Raw genomic sequence first — 15,846 nt, 5'->3', positions numbered from 1 at the left:
TTATGAAAAAGTGTCTAATTAATCATCGATCTGGCCAATACTCAGATTTTGTCTTAATACCATGCTTTTTGAAAAAGCGATCAATTTCAACACTTGGATCTTTTGTGTTCGACTTGAAGATAACGGCAAGAAGGTCCACTATTTCTTTTTTAGTATTACTAGTTTGCTTAAATGGGAAAAGGTTACGAAACCAACCATAATGATTCTTACGTAAGGCCTTCAATAGACTTTCTTCTGATTCGATATCGATGTAAGTGCAATGCTCGCCACCGGTACCACCGCTCATGATACAAATTCTTCCTTTGTGTTGTATGGTTATGTCAGTTATATGACTCCCTTTTTGGTATAATACAATCTCTTTCAAACAACTAAGTTTTAAATATTTATTTGCTTTAGAACTATTTCCTTGAAACTGTTCTCGTATTTATTTGCATTATGATCAAGAAATGAATGAAGATAAGGATTAATTATGATGACTATATATTTTAAAATTACAAGCTTGGTTTTTTTTTGATGAACCGATCAATATTTGTTAGTCAAAACTGTAACAATAACATAATTAATCACTCTTTAAAGCATCAAACAATTTAAAAAACGATCAATTATGAAACTATTGTCCAGCCTATTCGCACTAATTATTTGCGTAAATCTAGCAAATGCCCAAAAAAGACTTTCTGCTGAAATTAGTACAAAAACTTTTGATTACACCACATTCGAAGCTCTAAATGTTTCCGATGACTTTAAAGTGAATATTACTTTTGCAGCTACAGCAAAACCGGTAGTGGTCCGCGCCAATAAAAATTTAATGCCTTATGTCCATGTAGAACAAGATGATAATACGCTTATTTTAAATGTAAAGTCAAATAATTTTGGTTCATATTGGACCGGAAAAGAAGTTTTAGAAGCCGAAATTACCATTCCATATATTAAAGCATTTAACATTTCTGGCGACGCTATTGTAAAAACAAATGGTACATTACAAACATCAAAAGTTAGTTTAAACGTAAAAAGCGATGGAGTATTTAGCGCTAACTTGGCAGTTGATAAGCTCATGCTAAACGGTCGATCAGATGCTGATATTCAGTTATCAGGAGAAGTAGGAACGTTTAATGCAACTATCAAATCTGATACAAAGTTAAAAGCGCATAATTTAACGGTAAAAAATCTTACTATTAATCTTTCAGGTGATAGTGATGCTGAAATTAAGGTTACTGATACGTTGTACGCAACGGCAAGCGGCGATAGCTATCTTAAATATTATGGTAATCCAAAAGTGATAAAGGAAAAAGCAACCGGAGATTCTGATATTCGTTCTAGGGGGTAGTCAGTCTTAAAAATCAACTTTTTCATTCAGTTTGTAAGGCAATTTCATCAAGATTAGGAGCGTTATATGGCTACATATACATCATAATCATGAAAGTGTTACCAATACTATTTACTTTTCTGGCACTCCTACTTAGTACAAGTTGTGAGAGTGATGAAAATGATAATAATGAATTAGGATCAGATTATGTAGCGGGATTGCGATTTTTTGAAATGTCTTGGGAAAGTCGTTCGAGAACCTACCAAATTTATTTTCCTTCAGAGGAATTCTCTGATCAGAACATGCCTATATTGTTTGTATTACATGGCGGGGGCGGCAATGCAACCGACATGCAGCGTAGTACGCTCAATCGATTTAATGAATTAGCAGAGATTCATGGTTTTATCGTTGTATATCCTGAGGGATTTGAAAAACAATGGAATGATGGCAGGGATGTTACGGGTATTGTAACTGCTTGGGACGAAAATATTGATGATGTAGGGTATGTAGCCGAAATTGCAAAACAACTTACAGATAATTTTAATATTGACGAGCGACGCATTTTTACATCAGGCATATCTAATGGTGGTTTTATGTCATCGCGGTTATTATGTGATCGGTCGGATCTTTTTTCAGGAGGAGCAATCATAACAGCAACCCTTTCTGAAACATATTCTAATAACTGTAATCCAGATGACCCAAACTCAATAATTGTATTCAATGGTACCGAAGACCCATTAGTTCCTTATGAAGGAGGACAGGTCACCATTCTGGGACAAGAAAGAGGCTTGGTTTTGGGTACCGAGGCTTATATGCAGTTCTTGGCTACCGCAAATGGGTGCGAAACTACTCCACTAATTAGTAGTTTGCCGGATAATGAAGATGACGGTACTACTGTTCAACTATATGAGTACATATCATGTACCAATCAATCGAAAATACAACTCTATCGTATTGAAGGTGGGGGCCATACTTGGCCTGGCGGGCAAGAGCTTTTACCGGAGGTTCTGGTAGGTAAAACAAGCAGAGAAATCATAGCTTGTGATGTAATATGGGAATTTTTTAGCTCGTTATAGTTAGTGGTATCTTATGAATAATATTCCAAGTTTTGTGTTGAAAACGACTTACTAAGCTAATCTCCTTGACCACAAACTGCCTTTTGTATGTCAGCCTATCATAATGTGATTTACAATCATAGAGCATTTCTTTATTTAGCGTTTTAGAGATGGTGATATGAGGTTTATTGGTTATTCTAAAATGCTTTCTTCTATGAAGGTCCCTCATAAAAATTATTTGCAACTGCTTATGCAATGCCGCTAGCTCTTCTGACTTTACCACATCCAGATAAAGTGTTTTAGAGGTTTCAAATGTTTTAAAACCTACTATTTCAATCATACATTGCGGAAAACTTGATAGCTGATTCAAAATTTGAATAAGTTCGTTCTCATACGATTTATCCATTAAAAATTGCGCAAGAGTAATATGTGGCTTTGATCTAGAAAGCGGCTGTTTTCCAAAGTTATTTTCGAATTTCCTTTTAAAACCTTCTATTTCCGAAAAAACGGGTTCATCAGGAACGATTCTTAAATTGTATATTTTGATTTCATCATTCAACTTCCCTAAATTTAGGAAAGTCCTTTTTTATATACTAACTAAAGGAACACCTTGTTTTGCCTGATAAAACGTAAAGCCTATCCATGCCGCAAATAGCAACCCAAAAATAGTGACTCCTATTAATTGATTACTTGTTTTTGTTTTCCATTTTTTGTTGAGAAACAAGGCAAATAATGGAATTATCTGTATCGCATGCAATCCAAAGAAGTGAGCAATTCTCAAATCACCTCCGTTAGTGCTCCAATTTACCAGTGGCAGCCCTTCACCACCATCAGCAATACCTACATTGTGAGCCATCTGACTAATCATCTGCCCTCCTACCCAACTTCCAAATATTACGATAATCCAGCCTAAGAAAATTGCCAATTGAACAGATCTAGTAGTATTAAGTTTTAATCGAATGGTATCGATAGCAAACATCACCATAATCAAAACGTTTATTGCAATTAATATTCCCATTGCGGCAAATAGTAACCCATCAAATAATGAACTTTGATTATAATGCGATTGAACCCCTCTAGCCGCTTGATATGCGATGATTCCAATTTCAACTAATAAAGTCCAAGCGACAATGTTTCTAATGATGTGCTTCTTGAGAGTTGAATATGGGTATAGGGTAATGAGATATCCAAAGGTGAATATGTAAATACCCCCTGAGATGAAAAATTTTAGAGGTTTTATCCAAACGTTTACTCCCATTAATGTTCTATCATCTATAAAAAGAGCTATGAAACAAATTAGTGCCGAAGCAAAATGAAGCTGTACGATACGATACAAAATTGGACTTTCATTTTTAACTGTTCGTAATGATTGATTGATGATGTTCATGATTGCTTAAGTTTAAGTGCTCGCATGATCATGAAAAGTAAAAAACCAAAAGGCCCAAACATAAAGGTGCCTACTAAACATGGTGCGATTAATAATTGATGAATTTTTAATTGTTTATTTTGATTAAGAATCCGCATGCCAACAAGAAGGTCAAATGCTAAGTAATGCACCCATCCCGCTAAAACGGCATTTTCTGCAGTAAACAATTTCATTACTGATGATAGACTGCCAAAGTCCATCATACCTCCTGATTGTAATGATATTGCTATATAAATAACATACACTACTGAAAGTAGTAGTGGTATCACTTTATAATCTATCAAAAATCTAGTTATCTTCCACTTCGGTAAAAAGATCATCAAGATCCACATGGGCAATACAGCAGTATTGACTATAGAAAAAACTTCAGTTGGTGTCATGGTCATTAGTTAAAAGTTAATAAGTAATAATGTAGTACTTATTTCGCTTTCAAAGATGAAAACATTGACCCGTTAAATAAATAAGTATTGACTGAACTGTAGTAAAAGTATGTTGAATTGTTAGATCATTGGTGCTGAAAAATATTATTGCTCAGCTTTAGTAAATATCATACAATGTTGCCAAGGCAAATTATTAATATTCCTTTCCAACTTAAAACCAGCATACACAAGCTCTTTAACAGCTTGTTTTTCAGTCATTTTATGTAGTTTTTTGATAGGGACGTTATCATCTTCGCCACGATACTCGATCAAAAATAATTTTCCGTTTGGCTTCAATGTTTTCTTAATAGATTGGAGCATTTCTAGCGGAAAACTAAACTCATGATATACATCAACCATTAATATTTTATCAACCGAATTTTCAGGAAGATTGATGCTTTTTTCACTGCCTAAAACAGTTTTTACGTTAATGATGTCATTACTTAATCTTTTACGCTGGATTTCCGATAGCATTTCTTTTTGAATATCGACGGCATAAACCATTCCCTCATTGGCGATTGGAGCCATCCTAAAAACGTGATAGCCAGAACCCGCACCAATATCGGCTATGACATCATCTTTTTGAATATTCATATTAGCGATTAGAGTGGACGTATTTTCTTCCTTTTCACGCTCCTTACGTTCTAACCATCTCATACCTTGAAACCCCATGACATATGCAATTTCTCTACCCATAAACCATTTTCCTGTTCCATCATAACTCCCCTTTTTATAGGTATATATGTCTTCTGAATCTGAAGTTTGCCCAAAACTAATTCCTGTAACACTTATGATTAATAAATACAAGGTGCAACGTATCCGGTTTTTGTAAACCAACACTTTTGACAACTTGAGTTTTGTATTGTGCATCTTCATTTTATTAAATATTAATAACCTTCAGCTTGGTAGTTATAAATAAAAAACGGAATAGTTTTTGATCTCAAAAGCCAAACTAATTTAATCAAATTCCTATGAAATATCATTCGTTATTGTTAAGTGGCCTAATTGCTTTCCTTACTACCTCATGTAGTGTCATTTTTAAAATGAAACAAAGTGATAGCATCGTGAAAAAGGTTAAAGTACTCGAAAATGACACCAAACGTGTTGTTTTTCTGCCCGTGAGCCACGTTGGAAAGAAATCCTATTACGAAAGCATTAAAACAATGATCGACTCATTACGGAATGACAATTATACCGTTTATTTTGAAAGCGTATCATATCAAACTGAACTTTCAGAGGCCAAAAAGGACACGATAGCTCGAAAAATGAGAAGAATTTTGGGCTGGTCGTTGACATCAAGTTATAAAGATAGTACCAATAAGTCTATGCCGAAATATATTCGAAATAATGACTATGTAGACCAAACGGCACAAAATACCGGATTAAAAACTGGTGATAAATTGGTTGACATACCTCAAAATCGTTTAATCGAACTATATGAACAAGACTATGGAACCATTCAATTAAACGAATGTGATTTCAATACGCCTTTAAATGAAAAGTTTAAATGTAAAGAGTTGCAAAAACATGCAACTCGCAGTTTTTTAATCACCTATCGTAATAAACATCTTGTACGTACGATTCAAACGGATGAAAACAACAAAATTGTCATTATGTACGGTTCCGGTCATTGGTATGATTTTTCCAGACGTATGTATCAGGAAGGTTATAAGCTCACTCAAGGAACGAAGGCATAGTAAATGTTTAAAAACGTCAATGTTAAAAAACCCAATAAGGTTTAGCTCAAACATGCTATATTTTCATAATTGACTTAGCTAATTTTGAGGTTTTTTACGATCTTCTTTCTTAGGCATAGGCCCCCGTAAATGTATAATGAGGCCATTTAGAAAATTTCGTAGTATCTGGTCACCAACCTCCATGTATTTTGGATGGTTCTCATTTCTGAAAAAGGCATTGATTTCACTTTTACTGATATTAAAATCAACCAGTTTTAAGATAGCAACAATATCATCATCTCGTAATTTATGTGCCACACGTAGCTTTTTAAACACATCGTTGTTCGTGAGTCCTCCCATAACCGGTAAAGATACTTATTAAGAAAAACTAACTGAGAAATCTGACATTAAAAATCGAAGCGATAGTTCATTTTAAATGCAACTCCCCAGTTTGTTCGATTAATTCGCTCATTAAAATTATCAGTAACCACAAGATATACGTAGGATAAAGGTCTGTATTCCCATTGTAAACGACTATTAATATTTAAGTTATCTATTTGTGTATTGTATTGTACATAGGTGGTCCAGTTTAATCGATTACTAAAGAATATCTCTCCAGTAAATCGAGCTAAATGAAAGGTGTCTTTACCAAGTTGATCCAGGTCAATGCGATTCAACTCATAAGCCGCTTGCAAGTTGGCAAATGGTAATAATCTATATTGTAAACTAGCCGATGCGGTAGTGTTGTATCCGCTATAAAATTCTCCGAATTGTACAAAAGTACGATACACTAGTTTGTTATTTGCAGCAGAGTTATAACCAATTCTTCCTCTGAAAAATTTGTATTGATCAGCAACAAGTACATTACCATTGCGTAAAGGATCAAAAGCATACTTCAAGTTAACATAGTCATGATAAAAACTTACATACATTGCGGATAGGTCCTTAAAGAATAAAGCTTGATTAAAGAAAGACGATGTTTGTTGTAGTTTACCCTGCTCGTCCCAGTAGACAAAAGTTCTTGCTAAGAAATAGCGATATGAGTTTATATTTTTAGATTTTTCAAAGAACTTAGTTAAACCTAAACGAGCTTCTGCTTGTGTATACCCTTCTCGAACGACTGTTTCATTGCTAGCATCAAAATTAAAGAGCCTAGGCGTAAAACCTACGTCAGCGATGTAATTTCTACCTATTTTTCTAAGTGAGGTATTCCAAAACACCCCACGTTTGTTGTACCAAATCCCAGCATGATAAAAATCGGAATCACCCCGCTCACCGTCAGTATAACTTTTAGCAAAATTAGCCAGCCCAATCCATTTATTATTTGTCGATTTGTAATTAAGGTTAATACCTGCTACCCTATTGTAATCATCCCGAAAATCGAAATTGTTGGTTTCCTGTCTATTGATTAGAAAAGTGGTAGCCGTAAAGTTCGAAGATAGCTGCTGCTCTCCAACAAACGCAGCATAATTTTGAGAAGGTTCATCTTTATCTTCCTCTGTTTGCACGTTCAAAATTCCAATACGTGTTTTAGGTGAAATATTACCAGAGAGTTTAAGACCAAATTGGATTGCAGAACGACTCCCAATGCGCCGAGAATAAAACGGATTAACCCCATCAACTCCCAAATTAGAAAACAAGTCTGCATTTTCAAGAAAAAAATTACGTCGTTCAGGGAAGAAGATTGAAAATCGTGTAAAGTTGCTTACTTGTTGGTCTACATCTATTTGTGAAAAATCCGGATTGATTGTCGCATCTAGTTTCAAGGACGATGTAAGGTTGTATTGTACATCTAGGCTAGGTACTACCGTTGTTTCATTTGTATTTGCTGAAATTTCTTCTTGGTGATTTATGGTGATTGAGGGGGTTACTGCGAATCTTGAATTCGCATTTTTAGGTAGGTTATCAATATCAAATGCCTGGGTGAAACGAAGATCGAAAAGGCGGTAGTTTCTACTTACATCTTTAAATATAGTCCAGGAATTTTTTTTAATATCCCGCACGTAAAACTGAATACCGAATTGATCGCTATCGCTTTTAAAATTTAAGTTTTTTAAGGGTATAGCAATTTCATAGTACTTGTTAGTACCCTTAGTGGTTGTCTTGGCATTCCATATGGTGTTCCAATTGGTGTTTATAGAAAACCCATCATTCACCCGTTCAATTAATCCATCAACCTGAGCCGCCCCCATATTGACCGCGAAATAGTAAGCATTTTGTCGTTGATTTTGTGTGTCAAGTATAAGAATAAAGGTTTCACTACCCACTACTGTATTGGAAAGATCATCTCTTTTTAAAGAACTTATTTGAGTTCGTGACTCATTATCTTGATAAACGACAGACACATAGAGAAACTCTCCATTATGAAAAATCTTCACTTTTGTTTGTTGTTCGGCTAACCCCTCGTCACTGGGTAGATAATTGTGAAAACTAGTATATGCTGATAGTTCTTCCCAAACTACTTCATCTAATTTTCCATCGAGCGTGATATGTTGTTCGTGATAGGGAATTGATGGTTGTTGTGCATTTGTGGTAGCGAGGAAAACAAAAAACAAGGATGTGATTAAGATGATGTTTTTCAAAATAGAATGATTTAGAATGAGATTGGTTCGTTAGTTTTTCAATGAAAATATCTTACTCACAATCTTCCAACGTCCATCAATCTTTAAGAGGTTCACATAATCTACTACCACTCTATCGGGGTATGTTACAGTCACTTTCACACTTGCAGCTCTACCTGTGACATCAACATAATTTATTTCATTGGCTCTATTCTTTTCAGGTTCTCGACCAATATCTCCTTTAAACACCTCGAGTGCATTGTATTCCTGATACCCTGATTTACTTGAAACGTATTTCATCATTGCATTTTCATGAAATGCCATTTTGAGTGTATCGAATTGTTTTTGTGTATCGCCTACTAAATATTGATTCACCACCTTTTTAATGGCTTTGTGTTCCTGCTCTTTATTTTGTCCACTAACTGTGTTAATGAAACAGAAAAAAACGAATACGGTAATTGATAAAGTGTTGATTGCGCTCATTGTTTTAATTATTTAGATGAGGCAAATCTAAACTGGTAAGTAGCAGCTAAATTATATTTTAGCTCAACCCGTTATTATTGTATATCAATAAGAAATAGCCGTTTTGTTGACGAAATCAATCGATTGGTAGACTTTTAATATGTGATGATCTCTTTTAATCACCTGTTTCAAGAATATTAAACTATTTTTATTGATCGAGTATTATGCAAACATCCGCTAAATTTCCCGGGGCTACTATTTTAAAACACTCACTTTTCTGGGTTGGGGTATTCTTATATTTTGCACTTACTGCAAATCAAGTATTTTATACGGGATATGTACATTTAATAGAGAACTTTGCGCTTTTAGTTGGCTGTCAAATAATCGCTACCTATGTCATTTTGTATGTATTTATCCCTGTTTACTTAGATCAAAAGAAATATCTATTGTTCGCATTCTTTTCTATTTTGCTTTTGGCTCTACTTTTTGCATTTTACTCCAGTGTCCGAATGGGTTATTTTGATGTTAAATACTATCAAAGCTATACTGAGCAAGCAAAAGTGTATGCAGAATGGCCATTTTGGAAACGGATTTCTGATGTTAGAACATTTTTCAGTAAAGCTATCAAATTCATAACTCCTGCGGCGATTCTGTTGATGCTGCAGTTTTATAAGAATCAGCAACAATTTTTAAAGTTAAGTGAGCAGAAAAAAGCTGCAGAATTAAATGCCTTGAAAAATCAACTCAACCCGCATTTTTTATTTAATACACTTAATAATTTGTATGCTTTAGCCTTAGAAAAATCAAATAGTGTTCCTGAAGTAATTGAAAGACTTTCTGATATCTTGGATTATATGTTGTACCGCTGCAATGAGAAGTTCGTTTCTTTGCATAAGGAAGTAGAATTATTACATAATTATATAGCACTAGAAAAAATAAGGTACGGAGATCGGGTCAAGGTTGAATTCGATAATACGATTAAACAGGATATTCAGATTGCTCCATTACTACTGCTTACATTTGTAGAAAATGCTTTTACCCATGGGGTTAGCCAGGCTTTAAAGAACGCAACTATAGATATTTCACTAACGAATAGTGCCAAGACATTTACATGTACTGTGGTAAATAGTAAACCAACAAGTTTATCGTCAAAAGCAGAACAGCGAGGGCGAGATGCTTTAGGTCTTAAAAATGTACAAGAGCAGCTAGCGCTGCTCTATCCTAATAATCATCAACTTGTAATAAGTGATAACGAAACAACCTATTCCGTTTGTCTTACCCTAAAAAATATATGAAATATCGCTGCATCATAGTTGACGATGAAGAACTAGCTAGAAGATTAATCAAAAACCACTTAGATCAATTGGATGATTTTGAAATCGTTGCAAGTTGTACAAGTGCTATTGAGGCCAGCAAAATACTAAAACAAGAATCAGTTGACTTATTGTTTTTAGATATTGAAATGCCTGTTCTGAGAGGCACTGATTTTTTCCAAAATTTAATACAAAAACCCAAAGTCATATTTACTACAGCATATCGAGATTATGCAGTTGATGGTTTTGAACTGAACGCAGTTGATTACTTACTGAAACCTATCACTTTCGGCCGTTTTTTTAAAGCAATAGAGAAGTTTTTGGCTCTTCAACCACAACAGGTAGATTTAAAAGGGGAGAATACTCCTCATACGGTTACTCCTAAGGAATACATTTTTATAAGAAAAGATAGAAAACAGGTAAAATTATTTCTTGATGATGTTTTGTGTGTGCAAAGCATAAAAGACTACATAAAAATCATCACACAAGATGAAAATCATATTGTAAAAAATAGCATGAATACCTTTCTAAACGAATTGGATGCTAGATTTATAAGAGTGCATCGCTCTTACATCATCAATAGAGATAAAGTAACTGCTTACACTAAAAATGATATTGAAATCAATACTATTGAAATCCCTATTGGCGATAGCTATAAAGAATCTCTTAAGGGAAAATTAAAGTAATCATCTATTGATTATATTGCTGTTATGCTTTCATGTTGTATCATCCTAACATCATAATTTATCTCTTTTTATTCCTTCGATTGTAATTTTTATCACCACGGGTTTTTGGTTTTTTATACTTCTGTTTAATCTTACGTCGATATGAACCACCTTGATTTGTTTTTTTATTTTTTTCAGATTTCTCGTGGAAACTAGCACCTCGTTCTTCTTCGGCGGGAACTTTATGAGGATTATTGCGTTCTGCTATTTTAGGTTGCTCCTCTTTTATAAGTTGTGTAGATATTTGGACAGTTTCAGGTATTTCTTTAAAAGGTATCGTATAATTCATTAGCGCTTCTATAGCCTCCTTATACTCTTCTTCTTTTTCAGTATACAGTAATATTGAAGTACCCTCCTGCTCCGCTCGGCCTGTTCTTCCAATACGATGCATATAATTCTCAGGGAAACTCGGGGTATCAAAGTTAATAACGTGAGATATCACACTTAAATCGATACCACGGGCCATCACATCAGTGGTCACCAAAATTCTATGAACGCCTTCATCAAAATTTTCAATAGATCGAAGTCTATAATTTTGAGTTTTGTTAGAGTGAATAACACATACTTCATTCGGAAAAAAATTGTCCAGTTCCTTGAACAACAAATCTGCACTTCGTTTGTTTGATACAAATACGAGTACTTTGTTAAATTGATTCGAATCTTGAAGTAATTCCTTTAACAAATTAACCTTTGTGAAAAAATTGGGTACAGCATAACATGACTGTTTAATGTTGTCTAAGGGGGTACCGCTTACTGCAACCGATATCTTTTTAGTCCCTCGAAAGAAATCTTGAATAAGCTTTTCAATATCATCTGTCATTGTAGCCGAAAACATGATATTCTGCCTCCTGTTAGGAAGTAACTCAAAAATATTAATCAGTTGAAATCGAAACCCAAGATCAAGCATCACATCAACTTCATCAATTACCAATTTCTTAATTGCTTTTAATTGTAATGCTCTTGATAAAACCAGATCATACAGCCTACCAGGAGTGGCAACAACAATATCTGATCCTTGCGCCACGAGCTGTTTATGCTGGTTTATATTAACCCCGCCATAAACACCTACGACCCTTGTGTTCATATATGAGGTAAACTTTTCTATTTCTTCAACTACTTGTACCACCAGCTCTCGAGTAGGGACCATAATTAATACTCTAGGATTGATTTCTTTTGAAAACTTCAAGTTTTGGAGAATGGGTAGCATATATGCTAAAGTTTTCCCGGTTCCTGTTTGCGAAATACCAATTATATCACTCCCTGAAGCAACTGCAGAATAGGCCTGATATTGAATTGGTGTCGGTTTTTTGAAACCAAGATCATCAATAGCATATTGTAACTGTTTGGATAGCGAAAACTCGTGAAAAGACTGCATAGATCTTATTTTGAAGCAAAAATACGGTTTCTTATTGCAGCTAAGCTATCATCTACTAGTAAGCTGCCATTCCTATAAACCGTTCGTAAGATCCCGTTATTTTCCTCTTTTTGTGAAACCTGATCTTTTAAATTAATAACACCGTCTACTTCAAACAGCGTAATTAACCCTTTAGCTGATTTTTTGGTACCGTCATCAGTTATCGGGTCTTTAAATATTTCACGGCCTTTACCATCAACTTCTACATAAGTTGCTTTCATTGCAAAACCAAAAGTATCACGTGTGTTATATTGATAGGTAAAACTGCCTATGCCTAATACTATATTGGTAGAGGCAAATCCCTTTTGTTTTAGCCTTTCACATATTTGTCTGGCTCTTTCTATTGTAATACTATCTCCATAAATAGCGCCGATTTTAGGGTTCAAAACCTTATACCCTTGATCATTTATAGTTCCTCCAAACTCATCCCAAAGCAGTTCAATCACCCCTTTTGCTATTACAGGATTTTTATGATCGCAACCACAAATAATATCAACCGGATTTCCAGAGTCAGGTCTGATAACTAATTTTCCATCCCTAGCTAGAATTTCACTTTTAAGCTTTGGTAAGTACTCTGTGAGTACCTTCCAAAGGTCCCAAGTATCTGACACAACAGATAAAATACCTTTAGGATACGTATCTAGTAATCGTTGAAAAGTGCCTATTTCATCGTCCTTACTACCAGCACACATTACACTATGCTCGGTTGCATTTACACTACCAATAACTAATTCTTTGGTAACGTCAGCATTATAATAGGTTTCCAATGCCTTCACAACCGGTAATGTGTCACTTCCAGTAAACGATAGAGAATGTCCCATACCACTTAAAATCGAAGATTCAGTTCCCGACATACCGCGCATTGAGAAGTCATGCCCCTGCCAGTTAACGAATTCAGCATTTTCCTTATCTGTATCCAAAGCAAAACTATTGAGGATATTTCGGTATTGTTTTGCGATAGTAGCTGATGTACACGGCTGCCATATAATGGTGGATAAAAGTGTTTCAAGATAATTAGTCAACCAGAAAAAATCTGGTAGTGTATTTACTATAGTGAACATCGGAACACGAAGTGGCACTTCTTTTCCTTCCTCAATTGCCTTAATTTCAATTGGCAAATAACCAAGATCATGGAGTGCTTCAATATGCGAAACATTGTAATCTACTCCCAAATAATGATCAACATACCTTTTGTATTCCGCAACTACTTCATCTTTTGGTTTGGCAAAAAACTCGTCGCCGAATTGGTTGATCAAATATTCTTTTATGAAGTATTGAAGCCCAAAAAACACTACCCGGTTGATATCGGCAATTCTACTTTTTCTGGGTGTCCAATTGGAATAAACCATAGTCGTACCTTGAGGGTATTGTTCTTTATGACCTAGTTTATATCCGTCTGTTAATAGTAGTGGATTCATACTGTTTTCTTTTAATTTCATTAATTAAATTTTCAATACTGTTAACCTGAGGTATACCATATCGTTTACAAACGATATCTACGTTACCTTTTCGCCAAAATCCGTTTGGACAACAAACAACTATTTTTTTGCTATTTGCAAACAGGCCTAACTCCAGTAATGATATAGGGGATTTAGTTGAGGGATCGAAATACATAACAATTAAATCGGCTTTGTCTAGTCCGTCCAACTCCCACTCAACTTGATCTTTGAACATGGGATTATCAATAGACTGTTTCCAGGTATCATCCCATTTCCATCTCCTTGGATTTATTAGTGCTATCTGCTCGTTTTTCAATGCACCAATCACTCTATCTTGCCAACGTTCGGCGTTTCCATTCTCAATACTTCCTGCCAAAAAAACACTAAACTTATTTAGAACATAGGGCTGGGGAGCGTTGATTATTGTAACCATTGCAACGGAATTTGAGTTAATATCTTATCATCAAAATCTTTAAATGAATTTGTAGAAAAAATATTCCTGAACCTATTCTCCAAAGGCATTAAACCCTTACTGAAAATACCATGACTAACAATTAGGCTTAAATCACCAGCGTTTTTTCGCTTCAAACTATCTGCTAACCCAACAAAAGTGCCGCCACCATCACAAATATCATCGACAATTACACAATGCTTTCCTCTCAAATCGTCCTGATGAACTTTAAAACCAGTGAGTTCTCCTGTATTGATATCTCGCTTTTTGGAGCATTCAATCACTTCAAGTCCCCCTAAATAGTTAGATAGCTTGTAAATTTTCTTTAATGCCCCGCCATCTGGTGCTATTAAGACCACTTCATCGTTTAATTCACCAAGACAATGTTTTACATATTTATGATTGTTAAGGACCTTCACATTAGTGATCAAGGCAGGCGTTACATCTGAATGAGGATCAAAAATGAGTACGCGCTTATATTGTTGAGCGTTGATAAGATCAGCATATACCTTTACGGTTAATGATTCTCCAGTCACCATTAGACGGTCTTGACGAGAACCGGGGAAATATGGAATGAACAGCTCGATATCTTTTACCCCCATTCTTTTAACAGCATCAGTGGCAACCAAAAGAAGACCTAAGTCATTAAATGATCTAATCCGATGTGTTATGGTAATAGCACCTTCAAGTTGGCTTTCGGATATTTTGATATGAGGTTCTCCCCCATCGAAGATAAACGATTCGAATTTCAATGAATCGCCAAATGGAGTGAACAAATGATCTAGATGTAAATAATTCATTATTGCGTTATTTTTACGCAAATTTAATTTATAAAAAACTAATCCCCAAATAATTTGCGTAAAAAATACATAAATGCTTTATTTGAATAGTGTCTACTTTATATCAAACAGAAAGCCTTCTCTTTTATATTTGAAGTATTGTTTCTTATTAAACTTAAATAATGATGCTGGTCGACCCCTACCCTCTGAAACCCGTTCATTTAATTCTTCAAGGATATTGAAACTTAATATCTTCTTTCTAAAATTACGGCGATCTATCTGCTTTTGTAATATGGTCATATACAACTTTTCCAAATCAGAAAACAGAAACTTATTGTTTAGTAAATCAAAACCTATAGGCTCGTAGGTCAGTTTTCCTTGTAGTCGTTCTTTCGCCTTTTTGATTATCAACTCATGATCAAATGCCAACTCGGGTAGCTTATTAATATCGAACCAAGCAACATCAGTGGCATCTGTATCTGCTTGAATACTATGATGCTCTGGCTTAACCAAAGCGAAGTAAGTGACACTTATCACCCTATTTCGTGGATCTCTATTTGGTTCACCAAACGAATAAAGCTGTTCTAAGTAATCTATTGTAACATTCGTCTCCTCCTTTAGTTCTCTTACTATTGCGTCTTCTAATGATTCGTTCTCTAAAACCAAGCCTCCCGGAAGCGCCCAGTTATTTTTAAACGGGGCTACTTTTCTTTTTATGAGTAAAATATTTAGAGAGCGGTCCTGATAACCGAATACAACCGCATCAACCGCTACTTTAATATTTTGAGTTATCGTCATAAACCAAAATTAACTATTTACGTAG

The 15,846-nt window shown here is 34.9% G+C and carries 18 protein-coding genes; 5 read left to right on the top strand and 13 right to left on the bottom strand.

What is annotated here, in order from left to right:
* Positions 1-22: 22 nt before the first annotated feature.
* On the bottom strand, positions 23-364 hold the full coding sequence (locus ABN763_RS02565; protein WP_410483845.1) for a hypothetical protein: 342 nt from the start codon (positions 362-364) through the stop codon (positions 23-25).
* A 240-nt stretch (positions 365-604) separates the two neighbouring features.
* On the opposite strand from ABN763_RS02565, the gene ABN763_RS02560 reads away from it, so the two are divergent.
* Both ABN763_RS02560 and ABN763_RS02555 read left to right on the top strand, forming a co-directional pair.
* Positions 605-1,324: a head GIN domain-containing protein gene (locus tag ABN763_RS02560; protein ID WP_410483843.1), complete on the top strand. Its 720-nt coding sequence runs from the start codon at positions 605-607 to the stop codon at positions 1,322-1,324.
* An 89-nt stretch (positions 1,325-1,413) separates the two neighbouring features.
* Positions 1,414-2,379, top strand: coding sequence for an alpha/beta hydrolase family esterase (locus ABN763_RS02555; protein ID WP_410483842.1), 966 nt, complete (start codon positions 1,414-1,416; stop codon positions 2,377-2,379).
* On the opposite strand, the gene ABN763_RS02550 is transcribed toward ABN763_RS02555, so the two are convergent.
* The 4 genes from ABN763_RS02550 to ABN763_RS02535 all read right to left on the bottom strand — a co-directional run bounded on the left by ABN763_RS02550 (position 2,366) and on the right by ABN763_RS02535 (position 5,073).
* Positions 2,366-2,917, bottom strand: coding sequence for a 2'-5' RNA ligase family protein (locus ABN763_RS02550; RefSeq protein WP_410483841.1), 552 nt, complete (start codon positions 2,915-2,917; stop codon positions 2,366-2,368). The two genes, ABN763_RS02555 and ABN763_RS02550, sit on opposite strands and share 14 nt — an antisense overlap.
* 27 nt (positions 2,918-2,944) lie before the next feature.
* On the bottom strand, positions 2,945-3,745 hold the full coding sequence (locus tag ABN763_RS02545; protein WP_410483840.1) for a hypothetical protein: 801 nt from the start codon (positions 3,743-3,745) through the stop codon (positions 2,945-2,947).
* Positions 3,742-4,170, bottom strand: coding sequence for an ABA4-like family protein (locus ABN763_RS02540; protein ID WP_410483839.1), 429 nt, complete (start codon positions 4,168-4,170; stop codon positions 3,742-3,744). The genes ABN763_RS02545 and ABN763_RS02540 overlap by 4 nt, the downstream gene beginning before the upstream one ends.
* 138 nt (positions 4,171-4,308) lie before the next feature.
* Positions 4,309-5,073 carry a class I SAM-dependent methyltransferase gene (locus ABN763_RS02535; RefSeq protein WP_410483838.1) on the bottom strand — a complete coding sequence of 255 codons (765 nt, stop codon included), beginning with the start codon at positions 5,071-5,073 and terminating at the stop codon, positions 4,309-4,311.
* Positions 5,074-5,174: 101 nt separating this feature from the next.
* Here ABN763_RS02535 and ABN763_RS02530 point away from each other — a divergent pair, with 101 nt between their 5' ends.
* A complete protein-coding gene (locus ABN763_RS02530) occupies positions 5,175-5,900 on the top strand; it encodes a hypothetical protein (RefSeq protein WP_410483837.1) in 726 nt (241 codons plus the stop codon).
* A 78-nt stretch (positions 5,901-5,978) separates the two neighbouring features.
* Here the strand turns inward: ABN763_RS02530 and ABN763_RS02525 are convergent, their stop codons facing one another.
* Genes ABN763_RS02525 through ABN763_RS02515 form a run of 3 tightly spaced genes read right to left on the bottom strand, consistent with a single transcriptional unit; the run spans position 5,979 to position 8,923 of the window.
* On the bottom strand, positions 5,979-6,239 hold the full coding sequence (locus ABN763_RS02525; protein ID WP_410483836.1) for a DUF1456 family protein: 261 nt from the start codon (positions 6,237-6,239) through the stop codon (positions 5,979-5,981).
* Between the two features lie 47 nt (positions 6,240-6,286).
* The gene (locus ABN763_RS02520) at positions 6,287-8,461 is read right to left on the bottom strand and encodes a DUF5916 domain-containing protein (RefSeq protein WP_410483835.1); all 2,175 of its coding nucleotides are present in this window, start codon (positions 8,459-8,461) and stop codon (positions 6,287-6,289) included.
* A gap of 30 nt (positions 8,462-8,491) precedes the next feature.
* A complete protein-coding gene (locus tag ABN763_RS02515) occupies positions 8,492-8,923 on the bottom strand; it encodes a nuclear transport factor 2 family protein (protein WP_410483834.1) in 432 nt (143 codons plus the stop codon).
* A gap of 203 nt (positions 8,924-9,126) precedes the next feature.
* Here ABN763_RS02515 and ABN763_RS02510 point away from each other — a divergent pair, with 203 nt between their 5' ends.
* Both ABN763_RS02510 and ABN763_RS02505 read left to right on the top strand, forming a co-directional pair.
* Positions 9,127-10,197: a sensor histidine kinase gene (locus ABN763_RS02510; protein WP_410483833.1), complete on the top strand. Its 1,071-nt coding sequence runs from the start codon at positions 9,127-9,129 to the stop codon at positions 10,195-10,197.
* A complete protein-coding gene (locus ABN763_RS02505; protein WP_410483832.1) occupies positions 10,194-10,901 on the top strand; it encodes a LytR/AlgR family response regulator transcription factor in 708 nt (235 codons plus the stop codon). The genes ABN763_RS02510 and ABN763_RS02505 overlap by 4 nt, the downstream gene beginning before the upstream one ends.
* 58 nt (positions 10,902-10,959) lie before the next feature.
* Here the strand turns inward: ABN763_RS02505 and ABN763_RS02500 are convergent, their stop codons facing one another.
* The 5 genes from ABN763_RS02500 to ABN763_RS02480 form a co-directional block, all read right to left on the bottom strand.
* Positions 10,960-12,315: a DEAD/DEAH box helicase gene (locus tag ABN763_RS02500; protein ID WP_410483831.1), complete on the bottom strand. Its 1,356-nt coding sequence runs from the start codon at positions 12,313-12,315 to the stop codon at positions 10,960-10,962.
* 5 nt (positions 12,316-12,320) lie between these two features.
* On the bottom strand, positions 12,321-13,772 hold the full coding sequence (locus tag ABN763_RS02495; RefSeq protein WP_410483830.1) for a nicotinate phosphoribosyltransferase: 1,452 nt from the start codon (positions 13,770-13,772) through the stop codon (positions 12,321-12,323).
* The gene (locus tag ABN763_RS02490) at positions 13,741-14,226 is read right to left on the bottom strand and encodes a nucleoside 2-deoxyribosyltransferase domain-containing protein (protein WP_410483829.1); all 486 of its coding nucleotides are present in this window, start codon (positions 14,224-14,226) and stop codon (positions 13,741-13,743) included. Before ABN763_RS02490 ends, ABN763_RS02495 begins: the two co-directional genes overlap by 32 nt.
* Complete coding sequence (prs, locus tag ABN763_RS02485) at positions 14,214-15,044, bottom strand: ribose-phosphate diphosphokinase (protein WP_410483828.1); 831 nt, start codon at positions 15,042-15,044, stop codon at positions 14,214-14,216. Before prs ends, ABN763_RS02490 begins: the two co-directional genes overlap by 13 nt.
* A gap of 93 nt (positions 15,045-15,137) precedes the next feature.
* The gene (locus ABN763_RS02480) at positions 15,138-15,821 is read right to left on the bottom strand and encodes an NUDIX hydrolase (protein WP_410483827.1); all 684 of its coding nucleotides are present in this window, start codon (positions 15,819-15,821) and stop codon (positions 15,138-15,140) included.
* Positions 15,822-15,846 lie beyond the last annotated feature (25 nt).

The organism is Spongiivirga sp. MCCC 1A20706 (assembly GCF_046524175.1).
Classification (GTDB): Bacteria; Bacteroidota; Bacteroidia; order Flavobacteriales; family Flavobacteriaceae; genus Spongiivirga.
This window is presented reverse-complemented; position numbering and strand designations above follow the sequence as displayed.